This window comes from Sphingosinicella sp. BN140058 (assembly GCF_004135585.1).
Taxonomy (GTDB): domain Bacteria; phylum Pseudomonadota; class Alphaproteobacteria; order Sphingomonadales; family Sphingomonadaceae; genus Allosphingosinicella.
The window spans coordinates 4,725,129-4,749,432 of the sequence record NZ_CP035501.1 but is presented as its reverse complement, the minus strand read 5'-3'; the positions used below and the strand labels follow the sequence as shown (position 1 = coordinate 4,749,432).

Genomic DNA, 24,304 nt, shown 5'->3' with positions numbered 1-24,304 from the left:
TCAGGCCGCCAGCGCCTGATCCCAGCCGACGGCAGCGGCCGAGGCGATCGCCTCCTCGGCTGCGGCGCGGGCGTCGGCGAGCGCATCGCCCTTCGGGCCCGGCGCGGTCCAGCCGCAGCGTGCGCAACTCTCGTCGTTTCTGACAACGCCATGGATTCCCCATGGCCGCTCGGTCGAACATTCAAGGCTCATCTGCCACACCCCAGAAGCGTACAACCCCCGTTGCAGGGCTATGTATAATTATGCAGGCAAATGCATACAAGTAGTTGATCGACATTAGGTACTTCTACCCAGCGTCTGTGGTCGAATGCGCAGAGCGCTCAATCGGGACCTCCGCCCCGCCGGGATGCGCCAGGCTCGGACGGTGGTCCGCCCATTGCTGATCGTCCTTCTTCCACTGGCGAAGCATGCAGCCGGTAGAGCCGCCGGGACCGACGGTCGAACAGCTGCCGATGCCGACGTCGCCATGATCGAGCAGGCCGTTGCGCTCGCGCGAGACGCTTTCCACGGTACCGCCGGGATCGAAACGGTCCGGCGGTTCAGGAATGCGGTAGGGCGAGCGTTTCTCCTCGCGCCTGGCGCAGACGACGATCTCCTCACCGCTGCCGCTTCGGCACGGCCGATCGAGCGTGCGGACGATCGGCCGCAAGGGATTGAGGTTCGGCCCTGGACCGGCGGATTGTGCCTGAACCACGGTCGCCAATGCCGCCGCGACCGTCGCTGTCGTCCCGGCGCCTGCGCGTACCCACCTCATCCGAGCGTCCCCCTGCTGCCGGCTGCAAGTGAGCCTCAAGGCAATGAACGGCGGGTGAAGCGGTCGATCGCTTGCCGTCCGCGGTGGCTTCCCTCTACAGCCTGAAGCAAGGCGGCAGCGGGCGAGCAAGCGCCGCGCCGATGAGGAGGACTGACATGAAGCTCGACGCCACCATCTCCGCAATCGTCACTGGAGCCGCTTCCGGCCTCGGCGAAGCCACCGCCCGCGCATTGGCGGCACGCGGCGTCAAGGTGGCGGTGTTCGACCGCGATGCCGATAGAGGGGCGCAGGTCGCCGCGGATATCGGCGGCATCTTCGCTGCGGTCGATGTCACCTCAGACGAAGCGGTAGCAGACGGGTTCGCTGCGGCGCGGGCGGCGCACGGCCAGGAGCGCATCCTGGTCAATTGCGCCGGCATCGCCAACGGGGTCAAGACCGTCGGCCGCGACAAGGCGACCGGTGCGCTCAAGGCCTATCCGCTGCAGCAATTCGAGCTTGCGATCCAGATCAACCTGATCGGGACGTTCCGGATGATCGCGCATTCGGCGCTCGGCATGGCGGGCCTCGAGCCGATGGAGGATGGCGAGCGCGGTCTGATCATCAACACCGCGTCGGTCGCCGCGCAGGATGGGCAGATCGGCCAGGCCGCCTATGCGGCGTCCAAGGCCGGCGTGCTCGGCATGGCGCTGCCGATCGCCCGGGACCTGATGAACGACGGCATTCGAATCAACACCATCCTTCCGGGCGTGTTCAAGACGCCGATGGTCGCGGGCATGCCGCAGAACGTCCAGGACGCGCTCGGTGCCCAGGTGCCCTTCCCCAAGCGCCTCGGCCAGGCGCAGGAATATGCCCGGCTGGCGGTGTTCATCGCGGAAAACACCTACCTCAACGCGGAAGGCATCCGCCTAGACGGCGGCATCCGCATGGGGCCGCGCTGACGCCGATCACGCCACGCCCTAAGGGGCGGCAGCGCCGGTTCAGAGCCAGAAATCGGCGGCGCTGAGCGGGTGGTCCGGGGCCGTGACGACCGTGATCGCCAGGTCCGGGAGGCGATCGCCGTTGGTGTCGGCCTCCACCGTCCAGAGCCGAGCATCCTGCGAATCCTGCTGAACGCGCAGTTCGCCGGCCATTCCGCTGAAGGCGGCAGGTCCGACGAAGCGAAACCCGGTGTTCCCATTGGCCATATTGCCGTCGGCATCGACCGGGATCAGATTGATCCGGTCGCCCGCGCCGAAATCCGCAATGACGTCACGCGCCGATCCACCGGACTCGCCCGCGCTTCGATATTCGAACATGTCGCTGCCGGCGCCGCCCCGCAGCGTGTCGGCGCCGAGCGCTCCCCAGATGCGATCGGCGCCGGCGCCGCCCGTGATCGTGTCGGCACCGCGGCCGCCGCGGACGTTGAAGCTGCCGTTGGTTTCGGCGGTGCCGTCGAAAAGCAGTGTTTCTGCGGGTTGCAGCGACTGGGCGACGACCATCAACTGGATACCGGCGGCGACGTTCGCATCGCTCATCGTGATCCGGTACTCGGAAGGCGCGGCCGGGTTGCCCGAGCTGTACAAAGCCAGCTTCTCGATCGACACGAGATCGTCTGCTTCGAATGCGATCGCGTAGTGCCCGACCAGCCCCACCGTATCGAAGCCGGCGCCGCCGTCGACCGCATCGTCATTGGTGAAGGCACCGCCGAAATAGAGAAAGTCGCTGCCACCCCCGCCGGCGACCCGGTCGTTGCCGCCATCGTCGAGTGCCGCGAGATCACCGCCCGCACCCAGCATGACGATATTGTCGAGCGCATTCAGCCGCACGCCCTGCGCCGCGGCCGAACTGCCGGTGAAATTCTCGATCGCGTCGCCGAGGACGTACATCCGGCTGTAGTCGCTGCGGCTGCCGAGCGCGGTGCGGACCTCGTCCACCCCTTCTCCCGGACGCTCGAAGACCAGGTCCGCGAGATCATCGGCGACGTAGAGATCGTTGCCACGGCCGCCGGCGAGATGATCCGCGCCGGTACCGCCGTCCAGCCGGTCAGCGCCGGCGCCGCCGCGCAGCACGTCATCCCCCGCCCCGCCCGTCGCCACGAAGCGTCCGTCCCGCTCGGCGCTGCCGTCGAAATCCAGGGTCTCGCCCGGCGCCAGATCCGACGCGTCGATCGTCAGCACAGCGGCGCCGATCACATTGGCATCGACCGTCGTCAGCGCATAAGCCGTGCCGCCGCCGAGCAGGACGAGCGTCTCGACATCGACCAGCTGCGCAGCGGTGAGATCGAGGGCGGAGGCGCCGACATAGCGCCCCTCGAGCGTGAGCGTGTCGGCACCGGCGCCGCCGTCGATCCGATCCGCGGCATCGAACGCGGCCGCGAAGGCGAAGACATCGTCGCCGCCACCACCCGAGACACGGTCGGCGCCGCCGCGAGTCATCTCGATCCGGTCGGCGCCTTCAGTGCCGAAGCGAAGATCCGCCCCGTGCGTGTCGAGCGCCAGCAGCGCCGTCACATCCAGCCTGCCGCCCGTGGCGGTGACCCCGGCGAGCGACGGCGTCGGCACGGCGGAGGCCAGCAGATTGGCACGGATCTCGGCGGCGCTTGCATCCGACACCGAGGCGTAGAGCGCGATCGCGCCGGTCACGTGCGGGGTGGCCATCGACGTGCCGTTCAGCGTGCCGTAGCCGCCCCCGGGCAAGGCCGACAGGATCGCCGAACCCGGTGCGCCGAGATCAACGGTCGCCGCACCATAGTTCGAGAAAGAGGAACGTTGCCCGGCGCTCGTGATCGAAGCGACCGCGACGACCGCGTCGTAGCCGGCCGCGGCGCTTGTGTCGTAGTTCGAGGGATAGTTGCCGATGCGGTCATTATTGTCGCCGACACCGTCGAGGCCGCCATTCCCGGCGGCACCGACGAATAGGATGTCGCGTGCCGCGCCGCGGGCGATCGCGTCGGCAAGCGGCTGCGCATAACCGCCGCCGCCCCAGCTGTTGTTGGTCGCGACGAACTTCTGGCCGGTCGAGGCGGCGGAGGCCGCGGTGAAATAGTCTATCGCCTGCAGCGCGGCCGAGATCGGTCCGGTGCCCGACGCGGACAGAAATTTGAGCGGTACGATTTGTGTCGACCAGGTCACGCCGGCCACTCCGACGCCGTTGCCGCCGCTCGCCGCGATCGTCCCGGCGACGTGGGTGCCGTGGCGGTTGTCGTCATAAGGATCGTTGTCGCCATTGACGAAGTCCCAGCCGATCAGATCGTCGACAAAGCCGTTGCGGTCGTCGTCGACGCCATTCTCCCACCGGGCATCGCCGAGCAGATCGCCGCCGTCGATGCGGCCATTGGCGTTCACGTCGGCCACGTACAGAGAGTTGGCGGCGGCGTTGAGATCGAGAAAGGAGATCAGCCCGTCCGCATTGACGTCGGTCAGCGAGGCGCGGAAGGCCGCCGGTATCTCGAGTGGATTGAGCCAGATGTTGAGGTAGAGATCGGGATGGGTGTAGTCGACTCCGCTGTCGACCACGCCAACGACCACCTTTGCGGATCCGGTGTAGCCAGCCTGCCAGGCCTCGCCCGCGCCGCTGCCGAAGGCGTTGGCGGGATTGGTCTTGTCGCCGTACAATCCCCACAAGCTTCCGCCGGTATAACCGGGATCGTTGCTGACCGCGTCGACATGCAGCATCCGGTCCAGATCAGCACCGGCGACGCCCGGCTGGCGCGAGAGGATGTCCAACGCCTGCTCGGCCAACATCCGATCCGAAAGCTGCGCCCTGAGCACGGCGGAACCACCTTCGGAGGCATTCGGAACATGCACCCAGCCGCCGTCGCGCGCGCCTATGGCGGCAAGCGCCGCCGCGACCGTGGCCGCATTCGTCTCCTGTCCAAAGGTGATCATAAGATCGGCCTGAGACGCTGGGAAAGCGAGGCTGCCGTGCACCGGCATTCCGTAAGCGCTCGTCGCGTCAAGAGACGCAGAGGCAGCGCTGCGGGCAAATTTGGGCATGCGTGGGCAATCCGATCCGCTGCGGAGAAATTCCGCGTTCGATCAGCGCGTTAAGCCGCGGGAGCGCTGCCAGATATCCCGGGAGATTGCGTATGCGAATGGACGATTCCGGCGCTCGGCCTTTCCATGGCGCAAGATCAGATGCTGGGAACGACCTCGGCACGTACGGCTGCCGCGGCTGCGATGCGGCCGGTCTGGACCGCCCCGTTCATGTAACCGGGCCAGGCGTCGGACAGCCACTCGCCGGCAAACAGCAACGGTCCGGCCATGCTGGCACGTGCGGACCCTTGCTCTTCCACGGCGAGCAGGCTGCCGAAGCGGGTGAGCTGCCCCGGGCGGAAGCCGATATAGGCGCCTTGCGCGAGCGGGTCCTCGCCCCAGCGGGTCCGCCGGACGCGACCGTTCGGAGGCGGCAGTTCCGGTACGACGCGAGCGGCCATTGCGGTGAAGCGATCCCGCAAAGCCGCATTGTCGGTCCCTGCCTCTGCAGCGACTTGCGCGCCGCCGAGGAAGTAGGTCAGGGCGCCAGGCCGATCGCGTCCGCCTGTCCGCGAAGAGGCCGCGTCCCAGGCTTCGGAGAAACCCTGCGCCGACCAGAGCGCGCCATCACCACCGAGGATCTGGTGCCACGGCTGGCGATCGTAGCCGACGATCAGCTTCTCGTTCGCACCGAGCCTCACCACTTCGATCAGTTCGCGCCACAAAGGCGGCAGCGGCCCCTCCATGCTGAGCTCCCGCAACAGAGGGGCCGGCAGTGCGAGGACCACCCGATCCGCTGCAACCTCTTCGCCATCTGCGAAGCCGAGGCGCACGCCCGATCCCTCAATGACAACGCGGCTGAGGCGCTTGCCGAGCCGGATCGCGGAGCCCATCCTGGCGGCAAGCGCTTGCGCCACGCGCCCGGCACCGCCTTCGACCAGATAGCGCTCATCGGAGAGACTGAGCCGGGTCAAACGATGGCCGTCGACGGTCGGTAGGTTGAACAGCAATTCCAGTGCCGACGCCTCATTCGGTTCGAGACCATATTCGGTCCGGATACCGGCTTCGAGCGCGTCGCGCACGTCGCCGGGAGCGAGGCCGTGGCGGTCAAGATAGGCGCTGACCGACAAGGCGTCGATCTCCACCGCCACGCCCTGATAGTCGTGGTCCAGCCGATCGGAGTCGCCGGCGATCGCGGCGGCAATCGCGCGCAGGCCTTCGGCGAGCTCGCTCTCCGCGACGGCATTGCCGTTGCGGCCGATCTGGATCTCGCGGCCTCCGCCGCCGGCGTTGCGATCGATCAAGCGAAGGCCGAGATCGCCGATCAGACGGCGCATGTCCGCATGATCGGCATTCACCAGCTGACCGCCTTCGTCGAACGCGAAATCCGGCGCGAACACGCCCCCCACGCTACGCGTCCGACCGCCGACCGCCTGCCGGGCCTCGTACAAGGTGGCGTCCGCGCCCATTGCCCGAAGCTGTCGCAAGGCGACCAGCCCGGCCAGACCGCCACCGACGACGACGACCCGCCGTGCTTTCGGTGCGCGTGCCCAACCGGGCGTCCGGGGCAGCATCATGCCACCCGCGCCCGCGACGAGCGCCCCCAGCACGCGCCGCCTGCTCACCCCGTCGCCGCCCCGAAGCGGCAAGGGCTGCCCTGCCGCTTCAAGATTGCGCCACCGCGCCAAATCCAGCGCCCGCCACACTCCGACCGAACCCCGCATCCTGCCCCCCTTCGCGCGCGACGACGATCCCGCGCCCGCGAAAGGATTCCAGACTGCACCGTCCTTGTGAAGGGCCCTCGGTCGATTGTGTCGAGGCCCGTGCACCGATAGGCTGCGGGCCTCATCGTCAGACGGTGGAGGGAGACCGATCCTGATAAAGCCCTTTCTCTTGACCTCCAGTCGGGTGCCGATCGGAGCGGCCCTGCTCGCCGGCGTGCTGCTGTCGTCCACACCAGGGACGGCACAATTGCAGCCCCAGCCGCAGCCCCCGCAGACGCAAACGATGAGCCCGGGTCGACCGCTCGGCGTCGCAGGCGATCAGGCCTTTACGCCGATCTCGTCGAACGTGAGGGTCTATGGCGGCATCGTCAGCGCAGAGAGCTGCGTCTATGACCCTTCGCGCAAGCTGATCCTCGCGGTCAACCGCGGTGCGCCGCCGGATCGCGTCGCGAACGACGGTTTCATTTCGCTGATCAACCCTGACGGCACCGTCCATACGGCGCGCTGGATCGGCCTCGAGAGCAAGGATCCCGTGCTCAACCAGCCGTTCGGCAGCGCGATTCACCGCGGTCACCTGTATGTAGCAGACAGCGTCGGTGGCACGGCCGACGGGGCCAAGCGGAGTGCGATCGTTCGAGTCTTCGATCTCGCAACCGGCGGTGTGATGGCGACCCTGCCCGTGCCGGACTCGCCATGGTTGAACGATATCGCGGTCGCGTCGGACGGCACGATCTTCGGATCACAGACCGGCGCCGCGGACGGCTCGGTCCCCATGCGCATCTACCGTATCGGCCCGAACGGCACGTCGAGCATCCTTGCAGAAGGGGCGCCGCTTTCCCGTCCGAACGGTGTGGAGATCGACCCGCAGGGGAATATCGTCGTGCTCAATCTGAGCGATGATGCGGTGATGACCTTTTCGCCCGCGGGCACACTGCTCCGCACCGAACGCGCAGCCCAGGCCGGCAATGACGGGCTCGTGATCCTGGCCGACGGCACCAAATACATCAGCAGCGTCGTCAATGGCGGCGTGTCGCGTATCCGTCCAGGACGGCCTGCGGAGCTGGTCGCCACCGGCATCCCGAATGCCGCCTCGATGTGCTACGATCCCGATGACGACCAACTCGTCATCCCGATGAACGCGAACAACGGACTCGCCTTCATCAAACTCTCGCGCGGAAGAAAGCGCTGATGGAGGACGACTGGCTTCGCCGGGCAAAGCGCCTGCACGCCATCGCCTCGACGGGCCTGGGCTTCTGCCGCGATTCGTTCGACAGGGAACGCTATCAGGAGGTCGCCGCCATTGCGGCGGCGATGCTGAGCGATCTCGGCACCGTGCCGATCGAGCGCATCCCGGGCCTCGTCTCCGATTTCGCCCAAGGCTATGCGACACCGAAGGTGGACGTTCGCGGCGCCGTCATCGAGAAAGGCGAAATCCTGCTCGTCCAGGAGCGCAGCGACGGCCGCTGGACCCTGCCCGGGGGCTTCGCGGACGTCGGCCGGTCGGCGTCCGAGAATGTGATCAAGGAGATCGAGGAGGAGGCGGGCATCGGGGTGCGTGCCCGCACCCTCTACAGCATCCGCCACAAGGCCAAGCGGGCCTACGAGCCGGATGCGCGCGACTTCTACAAATTGTTCTTCTTGTGCGACACGCTGGACGAGGCGGTGGCGCGGCCCGGCCTCGAGACGCTCGATGCCCGATTCTTCCCACCGGACGCCCTTCCCGAGCTTTCGCTCGGGCGCGTGATCGAAAAGGACATTTACGACGCCTTCGCCTATGACGGCACGATCCTGTTCGATTGACCCGCGCCGCACCTGCCGAAGGACCCGTGCATGAAGATCATCGGAAGCTATGTCAGCCCCTACGTCCGCAAGGTGCTCGCCTGCATGGCGCTGAAGAAGCTGGTGTTCGAGATCGATCCGATCACCCCCTTCTTCGGCAACGACGACTTCGAGCGACTGAGCCCGCTGCGCAGGATTCCCGTCCTGATCGACGACGATCTCACCTTGTGCGATTCCTCGGTGATCTGCGCCTATCTGGACGAGGCTTATCCCGGGCCGCCGCTGCTGCCCGAGGATCCGAAGGATCGTGCGCGCGCACGCTGGCTGGAGGAATATGCCGACACGCGCCTCGGCGACGTGTTCATCTGGGGCCTGTTCTACCAGAAGTTCGTCCACCAGGCGGTGTGGGGAAAGCCGGGCGACGCGGCACGGATCGAGCAGACGCTTGCCGTCGACGCACCGGCGGCCCTCGACTATCTCGAGGGATATCTGCCGGAGCAGGGCTGGCTGTTCGGCGCGTTCGGGCTCGCCGACATCTCCGTCGCGACCTACTTCCGCAATGCTTTCTACGCCGGCTTCACGATCGACGAGGAACGCTGGCCGCGGACCGCCGGTTTCGTCGCGCGCGCGCTGGACCATGACGCGTTCGCGCGGTTCCTGCCGTTCGAGCAGACCCAGATGCGCACCGATCCGAAAGGCCGGCGGCAGGCGCTCCTGGCAGCAGGTGCGCCGCTGACCAGCGAGACCCTGGGTCTGCGGGAACCTCGAAAGGGCATTATGCGCCTGTAACGTCCACCGTCTCGCACAGAGAACCGACCACCACGATCTGCCGCTGGCGAGAAGGATGAGCATCGATGCTGGATCGAACTCCTTCCAATCTCGACACGGCGGCCGAGGCGACCTTGAGAGCCATCGGGATCGCCTCCGGCCACTATTCCGCGCGTGCGCTGCACCTGGTTGCCGATCTGGGTCTGGCGGACCTCATCGGCAGCGATCATGTGTCTTGCAGCCAACTCGCTGCGACGGCGGGGGTCGACGAACGCGCATTGCTCCGCATCTTGCGGATGCTCGCGCCTCATGACGTTTTCGTGGAAGCCGAAGACCAGCTGTTCACCCTCGGGCTCGTCGGCCATGCCTTGCGCTCCGGCGGCCCGTTCGACGCAGCGACTGCGGTGCGCATGCTGGCACGGTCGGGCATGTGGGCTGCGGCGGACAATCTTGCGGAGAGCGTCCGCTCAGGAGCGCCGACACTCGAATCGCGACGGAACAAGCCGTTGTACCAGGCCGACGCGCCGGACCGTGCGGATCGGCTCGCGGCTGCGATGGCGGCGTTCAGCGCGGGATTGCACGAGCGTGTCGCCACAGACTGGGATTTTTCCTCCGCTTCGTTGGTCGTCGACGTCGGCGGCAGCACCGGGCTGCTGCTGGAGAGCGTGTTGCGGGCAAATTCCCATCTGGGTGGCTTGCTCTTCGATCGGCCGCCGACCGCAGACCTGGCCGAGCGCCGTCTCGCGGCCGTGGGGTTGGCCGATCGCTGTCGTGTGATCGGCGGAGACTTCTTCCACGCGGTGCCGGCCGGCGGCGATGTGTACGTGCTGGCGCACGTCGTCCTGGATTGGGGTGACAGCGACGCCGTTCGCATCCTCGCGAATATCCGGCACGTACTCGGCCCGCAGGGGCGCTTGCTGATCATCGAACCGATTTCCGGCGAAGCCGGCAGCGAGCTGCACGCCGGCATGTTCGACGCGATCCTGATGACGGCAACCTGGGGCGGGTGCCGGAGCCGGCAGGAACATGGCGAACTCCTTGCGAGAGCAGGATTGACGCTTCGCAGCGTTACGCCGCTCGGACGTATCGCATCGCTGATCGAGGCTGTGGTTGCGGATTGAAGCAGCCGGATCCGAAGAGGGGGCGAGAAGCGGATACGTCCATCGTGCACGCGCCTCGTAACATCGGTTAAGTTGTCCCAGGCCCGGACCTTCCGCCGAACATGATCGTTATCGCGTCACACCCCAACCATTGGAGAGAAACGTGATGCTGAACAGCGATCATGACGTGACCGTGCTCAACACCCTCATCACCACCACCATCGACAGCGCCAACGGCTTCGAGCGCTCGGCGGAGGACAGCGAAAGCGGCACCTTCGCGACGATGTTCCGCGAGTTCGGCGCCGAACGCCGGGAAGCGGTGGGAGCATTGCAGGAGCGCGTTCGCCAGCTTGGCGGAACCCCGAACGACGACGGCTCGCTCAAGGCGGACGTTCATCGCCGCTTCGTCGATCTGAAGAACGCCTTCAGCGGCGGCAGCGACAAGGCGGTGATCGAGGAAGTCGAGCGCGGCGAGGATTACATCAAGGACAAATATGAGGTCGCGCTGCGTGACGAGCAGCTTTCGCCCGAGACTCGCGCCGTTGTCGAACGTGCCTACCAGTCGGTCCGCCGCGGCCATGATCGCGCCAGTCAGCTGAAGCACAGCATGCAAGGCGTGTAATCCCTCGGCGCGGCAACGCTCGCCGCGCCAGGACCTAGCAAGAGGAAGCGCGCACCTGAAGAGGTGCGCGCTTTCTTTTTGCCAGGATCGACGGCCGTCAGCGAAGCTTCGCGAGCATCTCGTCGAACTCGGTTGTCTGCCCCTGCTCCTCGAATGCCGATTGCAGCAGGGTTCCGACGGCCCTCTGATCAGCCTCGTAGCGCCCTGCCCCGGCGCCCTCGTAGACCGGCTCGAGCAGGAAGCGGCGGCGGCCCCGCGAGCGGATGAGATCGCCGGCGGGGAAACTGACCGCCAGCCGCAGACCCGCCACCGAGGACGCGTTGCGCAAGGTCCGGCGTGCCGACGAGAAAACGTGCTGGGCGATCTCCCTCGGTGCGACCGCGCCCGGTTCCTCGATCGCCGACAGCCGGTGAAGCGTGTAGAGCCCCATCGCGGCGGAAAACAGGAAGAAGAACTCCCAGTGGCTGAAGGCGACGCCGATCAGCTCGTCGACCCCGGTCGGGCTCTTCCACTCCAGATTGAGCTCGAGCCGCCGGCGCGAGAAAAAGTCGGCGGTCCAGCCGCCGATGATCGGCGCCACCCCGGCGGCGACCGCGCCGACCAGTGCATTGGTCGCCATGTAGCTCGTCGCGGATCCTTCCGGACTCATCTTCATGACGATGTTCCCCGATGCGAGACCGACGCCGGCGCCGGCCGCACCCATCACGATGTGGAGCAGGAACAGATAGGCCGCACGCGGCGTCCCCTCGGCAAGCTCGCTGGCGAACGCCATTCCCGCGATCGAGAAGATGAACAAAGGAGTCGCGGCGGCGATCACGCTCTTGTTGGTGAAACGATCGCTGAGCTGGCCCCAACCGCGCACCACCAGCACGTTGGCGACCTGGCTGGCGAGGGTGAGGCAGAGAACGAAACTCATCCCGAAGCCCAGTTCCCGCACGATGTAGACGGTGAAGAAGGGCGTCGCCAGATTGACCGCAAACTGCCAGCTGGCGAGATAGCGCAGGATGTTGCGAAAGTTGCGGTCCTTGAGCGGCTGCCACAGCAATTTGCCGAGGGACGCGGGGGGACCCGCCGGGCCCATCATCGGCTCGGGCACCCGCGCGAGCGCGACGATGCTGAGCAAGCCGCAGCAGAAACCGAGCAGATAGAGGCCGCTGAAGATCATGTTGCCCAATCGGGCGGAGGTTTCCGCCTGCTCGAGCGCGAATGCCGCGGTGATCGTCGCACCGGCGCTGACGGCGGTGCCGACCAGAGTTCGGCGTGCCGTGAACCGGCCGAGCACGTCCGCCGGGATGAGATCGCGAATCCAGCTGTTCCAACTGCAAGCGGCGACGGCGTTGAGGCCGTAATGGAGCAAGGCCGCCGCGAGCAGAACCCCGGTCGCGAAATCGCGATCCGGGATAAACGGCACGCTCGCGTAGAGAGGCAAAGCGAGCCGCGCCAGGAACAGCGACGTCACGGAGATCAGCCGGCGGCGCCGCACCCGTTCGACCAGCTTGACGGCCGGCGCCTGCAGAACCTGGGTGATCAGCGGGATCGATGCGAGAAGGCCGACCTCCACGGTCGAGGCGCCGATGTGCAGCGCAAGCGCGAGCAGCACGACGCCGCTGTTGATCGCGCCGATCGCAGTTCCGCCGGCGGCATCGACCAGCAGGTTGGTGACCGCGCGCACCCGCTGCTCGGCAGTAACCACCGCCTGAGGGGCGAGGAACCCGGATCGGCCGTGTCTGGTCGGGCGCACACCGTCCATCGCTTGCAACTCCCGAATACGCGTGGAGAGGAGAATGTGCGGCCCTTAAGACTCGGCGGCGCGCTCCGAAACCCCTGAAAGAGGCGAAGAAATCTCACGTTCGCAATGCGCCAGCGCCGATGAACCGTGGCGATGGCTGCGACTGGGCCCGCATACCGCCACCCGGGAACGCAGCCCTAACCTGCGGACCACTCCCACGGCTTGTAAACGACAGGGTAACGCCCATATCGGCACAAGCCTTCCCGCTCACCCCGGAAGCGCTTCGCCTCAGACGCCGCTCAAAGCGCAGCGATTGAAGGGTGATATCTCGAAACTAGGCAGACACGACGCCGATCGGATGCGGACAAGTTCCGGCACGCGGCGTCCGTTGCGATATTAAGGGCGGACGGGATCCGCCCGAGGATCAGAATGACATTGCAAGTACAACCGAAACTCTTTCCGCCCAAGGCTTTGCTCTGGCAGGGGCCACTCCCCTACCAGACCAAGCCGCCACGAAAGCCAAGCCAGGTGGCCGGGCTCTCGCGGACCGAGCTTCGCAAGATCGTTTCGGAAATGATCGATTGACAGGAAGGCCTCCGTTACGGAGGCCTTTTCTTTGTTCTTTACTTCTTCTTGCGCTCGTCGATCAGCACGTCGACCAGGCTCGGATCCGCGAGGGTCGATGTGTCCCCCAGGCTCGAATAATCGTTCTCGGCGATCTTGCGGAGGATTCGTCGCATGATCTTGCCGCTGCGCGTCTTGGGCAAAGCCGGCGTGAAGTGGATGATGTCAGGGCTGGCGATCGGACTGATCTCGGTACGCACGTGCGCACGCAAGGCCTGTTCGAGCTCCGCGCTCGGCTCGACCCCCTCCATCAAGGTCACATAGCAATAGATGCCCTGGCCCTTGATGTCGTGCGGGTAGCCGACGACCGCCGCCTCGGCGACAGCAGGGTGGCCGACGAGAGCGCTCTCGATCTCCGCGGTGCCTAGGCGATGGCCCGAGATATTGAGCACGTCATCGACCCGCCCGGTGATCCAATAGTAACCGTCCGCATCGCGGCGGCAGCCGTCACCCGTGAAATACTTGCCGGCATAGGTCGAGAAATAGGTCTGCACGAAACGATCGTGATCTCCGTAGACGCTGCGCATCTGGCCGGGCCAGCTGCGGGTAATGCACAGATTGCCCGACGCCTCGCCGTCCAGCTGCTCTCCATCCGGCCCGACCAGTTGCGGCGCCACGCCGAAGAAGGGCCTGCCCGCAGAACCGGGCTTCATCGGATGCGCGCCCGGCAAGGTGGTGATCATGATCCCGCCCGTTTCCGTCTGCCACCATGTGTCGACGATCGGGCAACGCCGTTCGCCGACCACTTCCCAATACCAGCGCCATGCCTCGGGATTGATCGGCTCGCCCACCGAGCCGAGCAGGCGGATGGAAGAGCGGTCATGCTTCTTCACCGGCCCCTCGCCTTCGCGCATCAAGGCCCGGATCGCCGTCGGAGCGGTGTAGAAGATGTTGACCTTGTGGCGCTCGACCACGTCCCAAAAGCGGCTGAAATCCGGATAATTGGGAACGCCTTCGAAGATCAGGCTGGTCGCGCCGTTGGCGAGCGGCCCGTAGACCACATAGCTGTGGCCAGTCACCCAGCCGACATCGGCCGTGCACCAGAAGATCTCGCCATCCTTGTAATCGAACACATAATAAAAGGTCGCCGCCGTCCAGACCGCATAGCCGCCGGTGGTATGGAGAACGCCCTTCGGCTTTCCTGTGGACCCTGACGTGTAGAGGATGAACAGAGGATCCTCGGCGTTCATCGGTTCGCACGGACATTCGTCGGGCACGGTCTCGCCGAGCTCATCGTACCAATGATCCCGGCCTTTGCTCCACGCGACCTCGCAGCCGAGATGGCGCACGACGAGCACGGCCTGGACGTCCGAGCCTCGCGCCAGCGCCGCATCGACATTGGCCTTGAGCGGCACCGTCTTGCCGCCCCTTTTGCCGCCGTCCGCGGTAACCACGAAGCGGCTCGCCGCATCCTCGATCCGGCCGTGGATTGCGTCCGGCGAAAAGCCGCCGAAGACCACGCTGTGAACAGCCCCGATGCGGGCGCATGCGAGCATCGCCACCGCGGCTTCCGGGATCATCGGCATGTAGATGGTGACCCGGTCGCCCTTGCCGACGCCCATTGCCTTGAGGCAGTTCGCCATCCGTACCACGTCTCGGTACAGCTGGCCGTAGCTGATCGCGCGGCCGCTGCCCGGGGCGTCCCCTTCGAACAGGAAGGCGGTCTGATCGGCCCGCGTCTCCAGGTGCCGATCGACGCAGTTCCAGCAGAGGTTCAGCACCCCGTCTTCGAACCACTTGATGCCCACCGGATCGAAGGAGGCATTGGCGATCCGCGTCGGCCGCGTGATCCAGTCGATCCGTTCCGCCTGGTCGCTCCAGAAGCCGTCCGGGTCGCTGAGCGACTGCTGATAGAGCCGATCATAGTCGGCGGGCGTGCAATGGCTGGTGGCGACGAGGGCTTCGGGCGGCGAGATCGCTTCGGTCATGTCCATCCTCTCGGCGCGGCGCTGGGGCCGCAATCACGGCGACGCTCCTGCCACTTCGATGCGCGGGCTTCAACGGCTTCGAACCCGATCCGGAGCGGCCCGTGCGCGCTGCCGCGACACCGTTCCGTCACGGGACCGGCTGATCTGGATCAGCTTCTTCTTCCGGAACTCCGCTTCGCTGCCGGAGGTTTAACAAGATCATGTCGGCTCCGAACCAGTCCATGTCCGTACCGGACCCGGGTGGGCCCTCCACAAGCAGATTCGAACAGGGGAATTCGATGTTCTTCGGCACCAAGACCGATCCGGCCACGACGCTGTTGACCCAGGAGATGAAGGTCACCGAAGTCGGCGTGTACCGGGGCCCGCATTATTGGAGCAAGACTCCGATGGTGCGGATCCAGGTCGACCTCGGCCGCATGGAGGAGTTTCCGACGAACCGTATCCCGGGGTTCACGGAGGGCCTGCTCGCAGCCTTGCCGGGCGTCGGCCGCCATGCCTGCTCCCTCAAGGTGCGGGGCGGCTTCCAGAAGCGGCTGATCGAAGGCACCTGGCTCGGCCATGTCGCCGAACATGTCGCGCTGGAATTACAGACGCTGGCCGGCTCGCGTGCCACCCGTGGCAAGACAAGATCGGTGAAGGGGCAACCCGGCGTCTACAACATCATGTTCGCTTACAATGAGGAGAGAGTCGGCCTCGCCGCCGGACGGATCGCGCTCGAACTGGTGAATTCGTTGCTGCCGTCCGATCTCCAGGGCGTCGGCGGGCTCGGCCGCATCGCCGAGTTCGACGGCGAATTCGATCTGGAGCGACGTCTCAACGAGCTGAAGCGGATCGTGCGCCGCAGCGTGCTCGGGCCGACGACGAAGGCGCTGGTCGACGAAGCCAGGCGCCGCGGCATACCGGTGATGCGGCTGGACGAGCAAAGCCTGATCCAGCTCGGCCATGGCCGCTTCCAGCAGAGGATCCGGGCGAGCATCACCGGCCGCACCAGCCAGGTCGCAACCGACATCGCCGGCAACAAGAACCTGACAAAACGCTTGCTCGACGACAGCGGCATCCAGGTGCCCCGCGGTGTCGTCGTCCGCAACGTCGAGGATGCGGTCCGCAGCGCCCGCCGGCTCGGCTTTCCCCTGGTCACAAAGCCGCTCGACGGCAATCATGGCCGCGGCGTCACCATCGGCATCACGTCCGAAGAGCAGCTTCGCTTCGGCTTTGCCGAGGCGCAGAGCCAGGCGAAGGGCCGCGACGTCATCGTCGAGCAATTCTTTGCCGGCAACGATCATCGCATATTGGTGGTGAACGGCAAGATGATCGCGGTCGCCGAGCGGGTGCCGGCGCAGGTGGTCGGCGACGGATTCAGCACGATCCGCCAGCTGGTCGCCGAGATCAACAAGGATCCGCGCCGCGGCGACGGCCATGAGAACGTCATGACCCGGATCAAGATCGATGCGCTGGTCGAGGAATATATCGGGCGGAACGGCCTCACGCCGGACAGCGTGCCGGAAGCGGACCAGATCGTCCTGCTGCGCGCGACCGCCAATCTCTCCACCGGCGGCACCGCAATCGACCGGACGAACGAGATCCACCCCGACAATGCGGAGATTGCCCGCCGGGCAGCGACGATCGTCGGACTCGATGTGGCGGGTGTCGACTTCGTCTGCCCCGACATCACCCGCTCCGTGCGGGAGACCGGCGGCGGCGTGATCGAGATCAACGCTGCGCCGGGCCTGCGCATGCACATCGATCCCTCGCAAGGCGCACCGCGCGACGTTGCCAAACCGATCATCGAGATGCTGTTTCCGCGCGGGGCTCAGAGCCGGGTTCCGATCGTTGCGATCACCGGTACCAACGGCAAGTCGACGGTCGGACGCATGGTCAAGCACATCATCCGCTACACCGGCTGCACGGTCGGACTGACCTCAACCACCGGTGTCTATATCAACGACATATTGACCCACGAGGGCGATGCCACCGGGCCACGATCCGCGCGTATGATCCTGCGGGATCCTTCTGTCGAAGTGGCGGTGCTGGAAACCGCTCGCGGCGGACTGCTGCGCGAAGGGCTCGCCTTCGACGAAGCGGACATCGGCATCGCCACCAACGTCACCGCGGACCATCTCGGGCTGAAGGGGATCGACACGGTCGAGGACCTTGCCAACGTCAAATCCGTGGTGGTCGAAGCTGTCCGGCGTGGCGGTCACTCGATCCTCAACGCCGACGATCCGCTGACCGTAAGGATGGCGCGCCGCGCCGGCGGCCAGATCATCTGGTTCTCGCTATGCGGCGGCGCGGAGATGTCACCCCTGGTTCGCGAGCATGTGGACGAAGGCGGCATGGCCGTGGTGCGCGAACCCGGCCCAGACGGCGGCACCATCGTCCTCTACGAAGACGGCCGCCGCGAAACCATCATGAAGGCCGGCGACATTCCGGCGACCCTCCATGGAATGGCCGAGTTCAACGTCGCGAACGCCTTGGCGTCGATTGCCGCTGCGATCGCGCACGGCGTGCCGATCCTCACCATCCGCTCGGCGATGACCAACTTCCGCTCGACCTTCGAGCAGAATCCCGGGCGGCTCAACGTGCACGACGCGCACGGCTTTCGGGTGATCGTCGACTATGCCCACAATGCGGCGGGACTGGAAGCGCTCGGCAAGGTCGTTCGCGGTCTCTCGAGCCGCTACAAGCGGACGATTGCGTCCGTTTCGATGGCGGGTGATCGCCGCGACGAAGATCTGAAGGAAATGGGCCGTATCGCGGCCGGAATTTTCGACGAGCTCATCTTCCGCGAGGATCCGTCGACCCGAGGCCGTCCGCGCGGCGAAGTGATGCGGCTGCTGAACGAAGGCGCTCTGGAGGCCGGCCGCTCGCCCGACCATATCCACCTGATTGCCGGCGAGGCCGCGTCCACGGCCGCAGCCCTCGCAATGGGGCGGCCGGGCGATTTGATCATCGTCACGCCCACCGACGTTCAAGCGGCCTGGGCGCAGGTCAACGACTTCAAACCGGCGGCCTTGCGCACCGCATCCCGCGCTCCCTTCATAGCTGCAGAGTAACGACATGTTCGAAAATCCGTCGGGGCCCTGGGCCCTCATCGTTCACGGCGGCGCCAAGGAAATGGGGCCCGGCGAAGAGGACGCCAATCGTCAGGGCGTGCTCGAAGCGCTCGCCGAAGGGCGCAAGATCCTCGAACGCGGCGGAACCGCCGTCGATGCGGTCGAAGCCTCGATCCGCAAGCTCGAGGATCTCCCGATCTTCAACGCCGGCCACGGATCCAGCCTCAACGAGGAAGGCGAGGTGGAGATGTGTTCCGGGATGATGGACGGACGCGATCTCAGTGTCGGCGCCGTCGGTGCGATCAAGGGGGTTCGCAATCCGGTGTCGGTTGCCCGGGCGATGCTCGGAGAGAAAGAGACACTGATCGTCGGCGAAGGCGCAAGGACCTTCGCCAGGAACAAGAACCTTCCCCTCGTTAACAACGACGCGTTGATCACGGAGCTGCGCGAGAGCGAGCTCGCCGAGCATGACACGGTTGGCGCGGTTGCGCTCGACAAGGGCGGCAACATCGCCGCCGGCACCTCGACCGGCGGTCTGACCGGCGCGCATGTCGGACGGATCGGCGACAGCCCGGTGCCGGGCTGCGGCTTCTACGCCGACAACCACGTCGGCGCGGTCGCCTTTTCCGGTGACGGCGAGACCATCCAGCGGCTGGCGCTCGCCGGCCGGGTCATGGCGGCGCTCGACCGCGGCGAGCATCCGGAGCAGGCGGTGGCCAAGGCGGTCGCGATGCTCCCCGGCACCGGCGGCGCGGATGCGGACGGCGGCGGCATAGCGATCTCCAAGGATGGACGGGTCGGCTGGGCGCACAACAGCCCGGATTTTGCGGTGGCGATGATCACCAGCGACATGAACGAGCCCAAGGCATGGCTCGGCAAGAAAGAAGAGAAGAATGGCTGATCAGGAAACACAACCCCGCGGTACGTTGATCATCATCGGCGGGCACGAAGACCGGGATCCCAAAGGAAAGCGTACCATCCTCCGCGAATTCGCCCGGCGATCGAAAGGCGGCAAGGTGGTCCTCGCCACCGTCGCTAGCCATCAGCCGGAGGGCTATTTCGAGGAATATGAAGCCGCATTCGGCGATCTCGACACCGGCGAACTGGTCGAGCTTTATGTTGAGGAGCGCAGTGAGGCATCGGACCGCGAGAAGCTCGACGTGCTCGACGACGCCACCGGAATCTTCTTTTCGGGCGGCGACCAGCTTCGCATCACGAGCCAGATCGGCGACACCAGCATCGAGGACAAGGTCAAGCGACTGTACGCGCGCGGCGGCGTGATCGCCGGCACGTCGGCGGGCGCCTCTGTGATGAGTGAGACCATGCTGGTGCAGGGATCGAGCCGCGAGACCCACCGCATCGGTGATCTTCACATGGCCCCTGGCATGGGGCTGGTTCGCGACGTCATCATCGACCAGCATTTCGCGGAACGCGGCCGCATGGGTCGCCTGCTCGGAGCCGTCGCCCACAATCCGCGCGTCCTGGGTCTCGGCATCGACGAGGATACCGCAATCGTGCTCGAAGGCGACAGGTTCGAAGTGATCGGCAGCGGCGGCGTCTATGTCGTCGACGGCAGTCACGTCAGCTACTGCAACGTCGCCGAGGCCCGCGCCGAATGTTCGCTGTCGATGCACGATGTGCGAGTCCACGTGCTGTCGAGCGGAGACCGCTTCGATCTGAAGACCCGGCAGCCGAGCCGCCCGAAAGATTGAACGCGAACCGCTTCCCACCGTCAAAGGAGGATGTAGAAGGCTCGGTGCATGCCGGCCGGCCGCCGCGCGACCAGGGAGAGACGGACGTGACCGACCATATCAAGACGAGCAAGGCCGAAGGCGTGCTGACGCTGATGATGGACCGGCCGGACAAGAAGAACGCGTTGACCGACGCCATGTACAAGGTGCTCGCCGATCAGCTGGAAGCCGCGCAGGAGGATGGCGAGGTCCGCGTGATCCTGATCCGCGGCGCAGGTGAAGCATTCACCGCCGGCAACGACATCGGCGAGTTCGCGGCCGCGGCCGCCGGCGGCGGAGCGCTTGGGAACGTGGTTCGCTTCATCAAGGCACTGGCGAACAATGACAAGCCGCTCGTCGCCGCCGTTCAAGGCCGCGCCGTCGGCGTCGGGACGACGATGCTGCTGCATTGCGACCACGTCATCCTTGCCGACGATGCCCAGTTGAGCACGCCCTTCGTCAGCTTGGCGCTGGTGCCCGAAGCGGCCTCGAGCCTGTTGCTGCCGGCCCGGATCGGCCATCTTCGGGCATTCTCGATGCTCGCGCTCGGCGAGCCGGTGAGCGCCGGTGACGCAGTCGCGTGGGGGCTTGCCAATGCCACCGTTCCGGCCGCGCAACTCGGCTCGGCAGCCGCCGAGATCGTGCAGCGCCTGGCACGCCAGCCGCTCGGCGCATTGATCGCTACCAAGCGCCTGATGCGCGACGCCGGCACGGTCACGGCGCACATGGATGTGGAAAGTGCGCAGTTCGTGGCTCGGCTCTCTTCCCCGGAAGCCCGCGAGGCGTTCATGGCGTTCGCGCAGCGCCGGGCTCCCGATTACACGCCGTTCCGCTGACGGGGCGTGCCAGTGAAAGCGGTTCACCGGATCGGCCGCTCTTCGACGACGTGCAGCGACTGAATGAGATCGGCGCGCGGCTCGACCACCTCGAATTGCGACCAACGGCCAGGCAGCAGCGCGCAGGTCTCATCGTCGACCTGCGGCCCGATCGGCCCAACCTTCACCCTGATCGGACGCACGACTTCGTACGTGACCACGCGATCGATATTCTTTTTCCAGTTCGATCGAACGGCCAGTCCTTCCCGCACGTCGGCGACCGAGCGGATCCTGTCGAAGGTGCCGAACCGTCCGGGCTTCTCCGTCGGCTGCCCGGCCGCAAGCGCCATCTGGAAACGCGTACCCGCCGGCAATGTCCTTTGCGGAACCTGGTCGTCCGACGCGAACCAGTCCGGCCACGGCGAAGGCGATGCCGTGGCGAGCCGCGCATAGGCCTGTTTCGCCTCCTCGTCCGATCGATAGCGCCACCGTTGCTCCGCCCACCAGAGCTTGCCCGGCGCGGATCCGACCGATTGCCAGTCGGGGCAGCCCGCAGCGGCCAGTCTCGCCGCGGGCGCGACCACGGCACCGGTCGGTGCGCAGGCGCCCAGAGCCAAAGCTCCGATCACTATCGTACCCCGGTCCATCCCCATCGCCGTCGGCCTCCCCTGCCCGCATCGAAGAATGCCAGAGGCCGCGCGAGGACTCCAGTCATGCGTGGTGCGGAACAATGGCCAGGTTGCGCGTTCAGGCAGAACAAGGTCTGGAGGTGATATGGAGATCGTCAAGCTGCCGCCTGGGGTACGCGCGTCCGAAGAGACCGACTGCATCCGGATCCAGGAAGTTTCGGGAGGCTTCAGCCTCGGCGGCTCGGTGCTGTTCCGGTGCGGCGATGTCGATGCCGCGGAATCCGTTTCGCTGATCGGTGGCGATCTGTACCCGAGCTACGAGGATGCCGAGAGCGCCGGCCTTGCCTGGGCGAGCGAGCATTGCGTGGAAGTGCTTTATGTCAGCCGTTCGGAAGGTACAGAGCCGCTCCCCGACGTGGCCTGATTCCAGCCACCATCCGAGATCGTTTCGTCCGGGGCCTGCCGCTATCGCCCGCGCGCATCATGGATTAGCGTCGGCCACAGGGATGGCAGCGAAAAGTCGGGTCGATGGGGCGGGTGCGAAGGAATGCGGGGGCGGACGCCTGATATGGCGGACCTCGAGCATGATCCCGACGGCGCCCTGATCAAGGCTGCGGCGGCGGGTGACCGAAATGCCTTCGGTCAGCTGCTCGAGAAGCATTATGATCGCATTCACGGCCTGGCATGGCAGATCACCGGATGCCGCGCCGATGCGGACGACATCGCGCAGGACGTCTGCTGCACCCTGATCGAGAAGGTCGGCACCTTTCGCGGCGAGGCGAAGTTCACCACCTGGCTGTGCGGAATCGTGTTCAACGCCTGCCGAGACCTGCGGCGTCGGCGACGCTCGCTGGGCGGATTGACGGAACGGTTGGCGATACTTGCCGGCCTCGCGCGCGGCCCGGACGGGCGCGACGCCTATGACGCGATCTGGCTGAACAGCGCGATCGCGCGGCTGAAGCCCGCCTATCGTGAGACGGCGGTGCTCGTCGCCGGACAGCAGCTCAGCCATGCTGAGGCCGCCGAAATCCTCGGCGTCAGCGAGGCCACGATCTCCTGGCGCATGCACGAGATACGGCGGCGCCTCGGCGTGGAGCGAGGCTGATCAAAAAAACTCTCAAGAAAGTTTCAAAGGAATCCCGTGCGAGCCGCGTCCCAGTGTCGGGCGGATGGTGATCCGCCTCGTCACCAGGGAGACAATCATGGTTCGTTTGCATCCTGCTATCGGCATCGGGATCGCCGTTGCCGCACTTGCCGCCTGTTCGGGAACCGCCGTCGAACAGCCGCCTGCCCCGCCGCCCACTCCGGCAGTCGCGGAGGCCAGCGAGGACATCGTCGTTACCGCCCAGCAGGTGGGATCCACGGCGGACATGTCGGCGGTCAGGCCTGCGCCGCGGCAAGGGCTGATGATCAGCGGATCGCGGGTGGCGATGCGATCCCCGATGTACGAACGACCGTTCATGCCGCTGCCACCGCCACAAGGTCGCGACCGTTTCGCCGCCGCGAACGAAAACCCGTTTCGCGTCGCCACCGAGGAGCCGATCTCCACCTTCTCGATCGACGTCGATACCGCTTCCTATGCGTTCGTCAGGGCATCGCTGACCAACAATGTGCTGCCGCAGAAGGCAGCCGTGCGCACAGAGGAGATGATCAACTATTTCCCCTACGATTATCGGACACCACGGTCCGCTTCGGAGCCGTTCAGTAGCGCCATAAGCGTGTTTCCGAGTCCGTGGTCGCCGGGACGCAAGCTCGTCCGGATCGGCATCAAGGGCTTCGCCGTCGAACAGACGGCGCGTCCGCGCGCAAACCTCGTCTTCCTGATCGACACGTCCGGATCGATGAACGCCCCGAACAAGCTGCCGCTGGTGCGTCAGTCGCTGTCGATGCTGCTTGACCGCCTCGATCCGGACGACAGGGTCGCGATCGTGACCTATGCGGGCAGCGCCGGCACGGCGCTCGAGCCGACCCCGGCGCGGGAGAAGGCGCGGATCCGAGCCGTCATCGACGGGCTCGGTGCAGGGGGGAGCACCGCAGGCGCGGAAGGAATCCGGCAGGCCTATGCCCTGGCGGAGCGCAATATCGACCCGGACGGCGTCAACCGGGTGATCCTTGCCACGGACGGCGATTTCAACGTCGGCATCACCGACCCCGCCGAGCTCAAGGGCTTCGTCGAGCGTGAACGCGGCAAGGGCGTGTTCCTGTCGGTGCTCGGCTTCGGCATGGGCAATTACAATGATGCGCTGATGCAGATGCTGGCCCAGAACGGCAACGGCGCCGCAGCCTATATCGACACGATCGCCGAAGCCCGCAAGACGCTCGTCGAAGAGGCCAGTTCGACCCTGTTCCCGATCGCCAAGGACGTAAAGATCCAAGTCGAGTTCAACCCGGCAATGGTCGCCGAGTATCGCTTGATCGGCTACGAAAGCCGGCTGCTCCAGCGTGACGATTTCGACAATGACAAGGTCGATGCCGGCGAGGTCGGTTCCGGACAGAGCGTTACTGCGCTCTACGAGATCGTGCCGGTTGGCGGGCCGCGTACGATCCCGCCGCGTCGCTATGGAAATCAGGCTGCCCCTGGCCGCGGAACCGCGACTGCGTCGGAATACGGTTTCGTCAAGATCCGCTACAAGCTGCCGAAATCCGACACCAGCCGGCTGATCTCGACTCCGATCGACCGGCGTTCGGAAGTGGCCCGCTTCATCGATGCGCCGACGGATGCCCGCTTCGCCGCAGGCGTCGCCGGATTCGCCGAGCTGCTGCGCGGCGGGCGCTATACGGGAAGAATGAGCTATGACGAGGTGCTGCAGATCGTCTTGGCCGCGCGGGGCCGCGACGACTATGGCTATCGTTCCGAACTGGTCCAGCTGATCCGGGCCGCCCAGGCCGCGCGATCGCTGCCGAGCTGAGCGGCGCCGCCGGTCGGCGCAGACGATCCTGCGTTCGACCGGCGGCCGCAATCCGCTATAGCTGTCCCTATGCCGGCCGTCACACCTCCCTGTTTCCGTCCAGCCGACACAACAATGGTGGCTGCTGGCGCTGCTACGCAGGGCCATGATGAGCGTTGACGACGACATTTCTTCCGCATTGCCGGCG

20 protein-coding genes are annotated in these 24,304 nt (G+C 66.1%); 13 read left to right on the top strand and 7 right to left on the bottom strand.

Annotated features, from left to right (window positions below):
* Together ETR14_RS21430 and ETR14_RS21425 are read right to left on the bottom strand one after the other, a co-directional pair.
* Window positions 1-192 (bottom strand): hypothetical protein, encoded by a 192-nt coding sequence (locus ETR14_RS21430; protein WP_129388704.1) that lies wholly within the window; start codon window positions 190-192, stop codon window positions 1-3.
* Between the two features lie 94 nt (window positions 193-286).
* Window positions 287-754: a hypothetical protein gene (locus tag ETR14_RS21425; protein ID WP_129388701.1), complete on the bottom strand. Its 468-nt coding sequence runs from the start codon at window positions 752-754 to the stop codon at window positions 287-289.
* A gap of 155 nt (window positions 755-909) precedes the next feature.
* On the opposite strand from ETR14_RS21425, the gene ETR14_RS21420 reads away from it, so the two are divergent.
* Window positions 910-1,692 carry an SDR family NAD(P)-dependent oxidoreductase gene (locus ETR14_RS21420; RefSeq protein ID WP_129388698.1) on the top strand — a complete coding sequence of 261 codons (783 nt, stop codon included), beginning with the start codon at window positions 910-912 and terminating at the stop codon, window positions 1,690-1,692.
* A 39-nt stretch (window positions 1,693-1,731) separates the two neighbouring features.
* Here ETR14_RS21420 and ETR14_RS28560 read toward each other — a convergent pair whose 3' ends face one another.
* Both ETR14_RS28560 and ETR14_RS21400 read right to left on the bottom strand, forming a co-directional pair.
* Window positions 1,732-4,620 carry a S8 family serine peptidase gene (locus ETR14_RS28560; protein WP_206185890.1) on the bottom strand — a complete coding sequence of 963 codons (2,889 nt, stop codon included), beginning with the start codon at window positions 4,618-4,620 and terminating at the stop codon, window positions 1,732-1,734.
* A 245-nt stretch (window positions 4,621-4,865) separates the two neighbouring features.
* Window positions 4,866-6,431: an NAD(P)/FAD-dependent oxidoreductase gene (locus ETR14_RS21400; protein WP_129388695.1), complete on the bottom strand. Its 1,566-nt coding sequence runs from the start codon at window positions 6,429-6,431 to the stop codon at window positions 4,866-4,868.
* Window positions 6,432-6,615: 184 nt separating this feature from the next.
* On the opposite strand from ETR14_RS21400, the gene ETR14_RS21395 reads away from it, so the two are divergent.
* The 5 genes from ETR14_RS21395 (at window position 6,616) to ETR14_RS21375 (ending at window position 10,700) form a co-directional block, all read left to right on the top strand.
* On the top strand, window positions 6,616-7,620 hold the full coding sequence (locus tag ETR14_RS21395) for an SMP-30/gluconolactonase/LRE family protein (RefSeq protein WP_206185889.1): 1,005 nt from the start codon (window positions 6,616-6,618) through the stop codon (window positions 7,618-7,620).
* Window positions 7,620-8,231, top strand: coding sequence for an NUDIX hydrolase (locus ETR14_RS21390; protein WP_129388689.1), 612 nt, complete (start codon window positions 7,620-7,622; stop codon window positions 8,229-8,231). Before ETR14_RS21395 ends, ETR14_RS21390 begins: the two co-directional genes overlap by 1 nt.
* A gap of 30 nt (window positions 8,232-8,261) precedes the next feature.
* On the top strand, window positions 8,262-8,999 hold the full coding sequence (locus tag ETR14_RS21385) for a glutathione S-transferase family protein (RefSeq protein ID WP_129388687.1): 738 nt from the start codon (window positions 8,262-8,264) through the stop codon (window positions 8,997-8,999).
* Between the two features lie 65 nt (window positions 9,000-9,064).
* Entirely contained in the window at window positions 9,065-10,099 is a 1,035-nt protein-coding gene (locus tag ETR14_RS21380; RefSeq protein ID WP_129388684.1) for a methyltransferase, read from the top strand.
* A gap of 145 nt (window positions 10,100-10,244) precedes the next feature.
* Complete coding sequence (locus ETR14_RS21375; RefSeq protein ID WP_129392232.1) at window positions 10,245-10,700, top strand: PA2169 family four-helix-bundle protein; 456 nt, start codon at window positions 10,245-10,247, stop codon at window positions 10,698-10,700.
* 97 nt (window positions 10,701-10,797) lie between these two features.
* Here ETR14_RS21375 and ETR14_RS21370 read toward each other — a convergent pair whose 3' ends face one another.
* On the bottom strand, window positions 10,798-12,450 hold the full coding sequence (locus ETR14_RS21370) for an MFS transporter (protein WP_129388681.1): 1,653 nt from the start codon (window positions 12,448-12,450) through the stop codon (window positions 10,798-10,800).
* A gap of 602 nt (window positions 12,451-13,052) precedes the next feature.
* A complete protein-coding gene (gene acs / locus ETR14_RS21365) occupies window positions 13,053-14,981 on the bottom strand; it encodes an acetate--CoA ligase (protein WP_129388678.1) in 1,929 nt (642 codons plus the stop codon).
* A gap of 278 nt (window positions 14,982-15,259) precedes the next feature.
* Between acs and cphA the strand changes: the two genes are divergently transcribed.
* From cphA to ETR14_RS21345, 4 genes are all read left to right on the top strand, one after another.
* On the top strand, window positions 15,260-18,034 hold the full coding sequence (cphA, locus tag ETR14_RS21360) for a cyanophycin synthetase (protein WP_206185888.1): 2,775 nt from the start codon (window positions 15,260-15,262) through the stop codon (window positions 18,032-18,034).
* Between the two features lie 4 nt (window positions 18,035-18,038).
* A complete protein-coding gene (locus ETR14_RS21355) occupies window positions 18,039-18,935 on the top strand; it encodes an isoaspartyl peptidase/L-asparaginase family protein (protein ID WP_129388675.1) in 897 nt (298 codons plus the stop codon).
* Complete coding sequence (locus tag ETR14_RS21350) at window positions 18,928-19,746, top strand: cyanophycinase (RefSeq protein WP_129388672.1); 819 nt, start codon at window positions 18,928-18,930, stop codon at window positions 19,744-19,746. Before ETR14_RS21355 ends, ETR14_RS21350 begins: the two co-directional genes overlap by 8 nt.
* Window positions 19,747-19,832: 86 nt before the next feature.
* A complete protein-coding gene (locus tag ETR14_RS21345; RefSeq protein WP_129388669.1) occupies window positions 19,833-20,600 on the top strand; it encodes an enoyl-CoA hydratase in 768 nt (255 codons plus the stop codon).
* A 23-nt stretch (window positions 20,601-20,623) separates the two neighbouring features.
* Here ETR14_RS21345 and ETR14_RS21340 read toward each other — a convergent pair whose 3' ends face one another.
* Window positions 20,624-21,226: a hypothetical protein gene (locus ETR14_RS21340; RefSeq protein ID WP_129388666.1), complete on the bottom strand. Its 603-nt coding sequence runs from the start codon at window positions 21,224-21,226 to the stop codon at window positions 20,624-20,626.
* A gap of 127 nt (window positions 21,227-21,353) precedes the next feature.
* Between ETR14_RS21340 and ETR14_RS21335 the strand changes: the two genes are divergently transcribed.
* The 3 genes from ETR14_RS21335 to ETR14_RS21325 all read left to right on the top strand — a co-directional run bounded on the left by ETR14_RS21335 (window position 21,354) and on the right by ETR14_RS21325 (window position 24,117).
* Window positions 21,354-21,632, top strand: coding sequence for a hypothetical protein (locus tag ETR14_RS21335; protein ID WP_129388663.1), 279 nt, complete (start codon window positions 21,354-21,356; stop codon window positions 21,630-21,632).
* A gap of 144 nt (window positions 21,633-21,776) precedes the next feature.
* The gene (locus ETR14_RS21330; RefSeq protein WP_243455627.1) at window positions 21,777-22,313 is read left to right on the top strand and encodes an RNA polymerase sigma factor; all 537 of its coding nucleotides are present in this window, start codon (window positions 21,777-21,779) and stop codon (window positions 22,311-22,313) included.
* 97 nt (window positions 22,314-22,410) lie between these two features.
* Window positions 22,411-24,117 (top strand): VWA domain-containing protein, encoded by a 1,707-nt coding sequence (locus tag ETR14_RS21325; RefSeq protein WP_243455626.1) that lies wholly within the window; start codon window positions 22,411-22,413, stop codon window positions 24,115-24,117.
* The last annotated feature ends 187 nt before the right edge of the window (window positions 24,118-24,304 follow it).

Bases quoted from the DNA above. Each gene is read 5' to 3' on its own strand.
- ETR14_RS21430 (WP_129388704.1), bottom strand. From the start codon at position 192: ATGAGCCTTGAATGTTCGACCGAGCGGCCATGGGGAATCCATGGCGTT.
- ETR14_RS21425 (WP_129388701.1), bottom strand. From the start codon at position 754: ATGAGGTGGGTACGCGCAGGCGCCGGGACGACAGCGACGGTCGCGGCG.
- ETR14_RS21420 (WP_129388698.1), top strand. From the start codon at position 910: ATGAAGCTCGACGCCACCATCTCCGCAATCGTCACTGGAGCCGCTTCC.
- ETR14_RS28560 (WP_206185890.1), bottom strand. From the start codon at position 4,620: ATGATCACCTTTGGACAGGAGACGAATGCGGCCACGGTCGCGGCGGCG.
- ETR14_RS21400 (WP_129388695.1), bottom strand. From the start codon at position 6,431: ATGCGGGGTTCGGTCGGAGTGTGGCGGGCGCTGGATTTGGCGCGGTGG.
- ETR14_RS21390 (WP_129388689.1), top strand. From the start codon at position 7,620: ATGGAGGACGACTGGCTTCGCCGGGCAAAGCGCCTGCACGCCATCGCC.
- ETR14_RS21385 (WP_129388687.1), top strand. From the start codon at position 8,262: ATGAAGATCATCGGAAGCTATGTCAGCCCCTACGTCCGCAAGGTGCTC.
- ETR14_RS21380 (WP_129388684.1), top strand. From the start codon at position 9,065: ATGCTGGATCGAACTCCTTCCAATCTCGACACGGCGGCCGAGGCGACC.
- ETR14_RS21375 (WP_129392232.1), top strand. From the start codon at position 10,245: ATGCTGAACAGCGATCATGACGTGACCGTGCTCAACACCCTCATCACC.
- ETR14_RS21370 (WP_129388681.1), bottom strand. From the start codon at position 12,450: ATGGACGGTGTGCGCCCGACCAGACACGGCCGATCCGGGTTCCTCGCC.
- acs (WP_129388678.1), bottom strand. From the start codon at position 14,981: ATGACCGAAGCGATCTCGCCGCCCGAAGCCCTCGTCGCCACCAGCCAT.
- cphA (WP_206185888.1), top strand. From the start codon at position 15,260: ATGTTCTTCGGCACCAAGACCGATCCGGCCACGACGCTGTTGACCCAG.
- ETR14_RS21355 (WP_129388675.1), top strand. From the start codon at position 18,039: ATGTTCGAAAATCCGTCGGGGCCCTGGGCCCTCATCGTTCACGGCGGC.
- ETR14_RS21350 (WP_129388672.1), top strand. From the start codon at position 18,928: ATGGCTGATCAGGAAACACAACCCCGCGGTACGTTGATCATCATCGGC.
- ETR14_RS21340 (WP_129388666.1), bottom strand. From the start codon at position 21,226: ATGGACCGGGGTACGATAGTGATCGGAGCTTTGGCTCTGGGCGCCTGC.
- ETR14_RS21335 (WP_129388663.1), top strand. From the start codon at position 21,354: ATGGAGATCGTCAAGCTGCCGCCTGGGGTACGCGCGTCCGAAGAGACC.
- ETR14_RS21330 (WP_243455627.1), top strand. From the start codon at position 21,777: ATGGCGGACCTCGAGCATGATCCCGACGGCGCCCTGATCAAGGCTGCG.
- ETR14_RS21325 (WP_243455626.1), top strand. From the start codon at position 22,411: ATGGTTCGTTTGCATCCTGCTATCGGCATCGGGATCGCCGTTGCCGCA.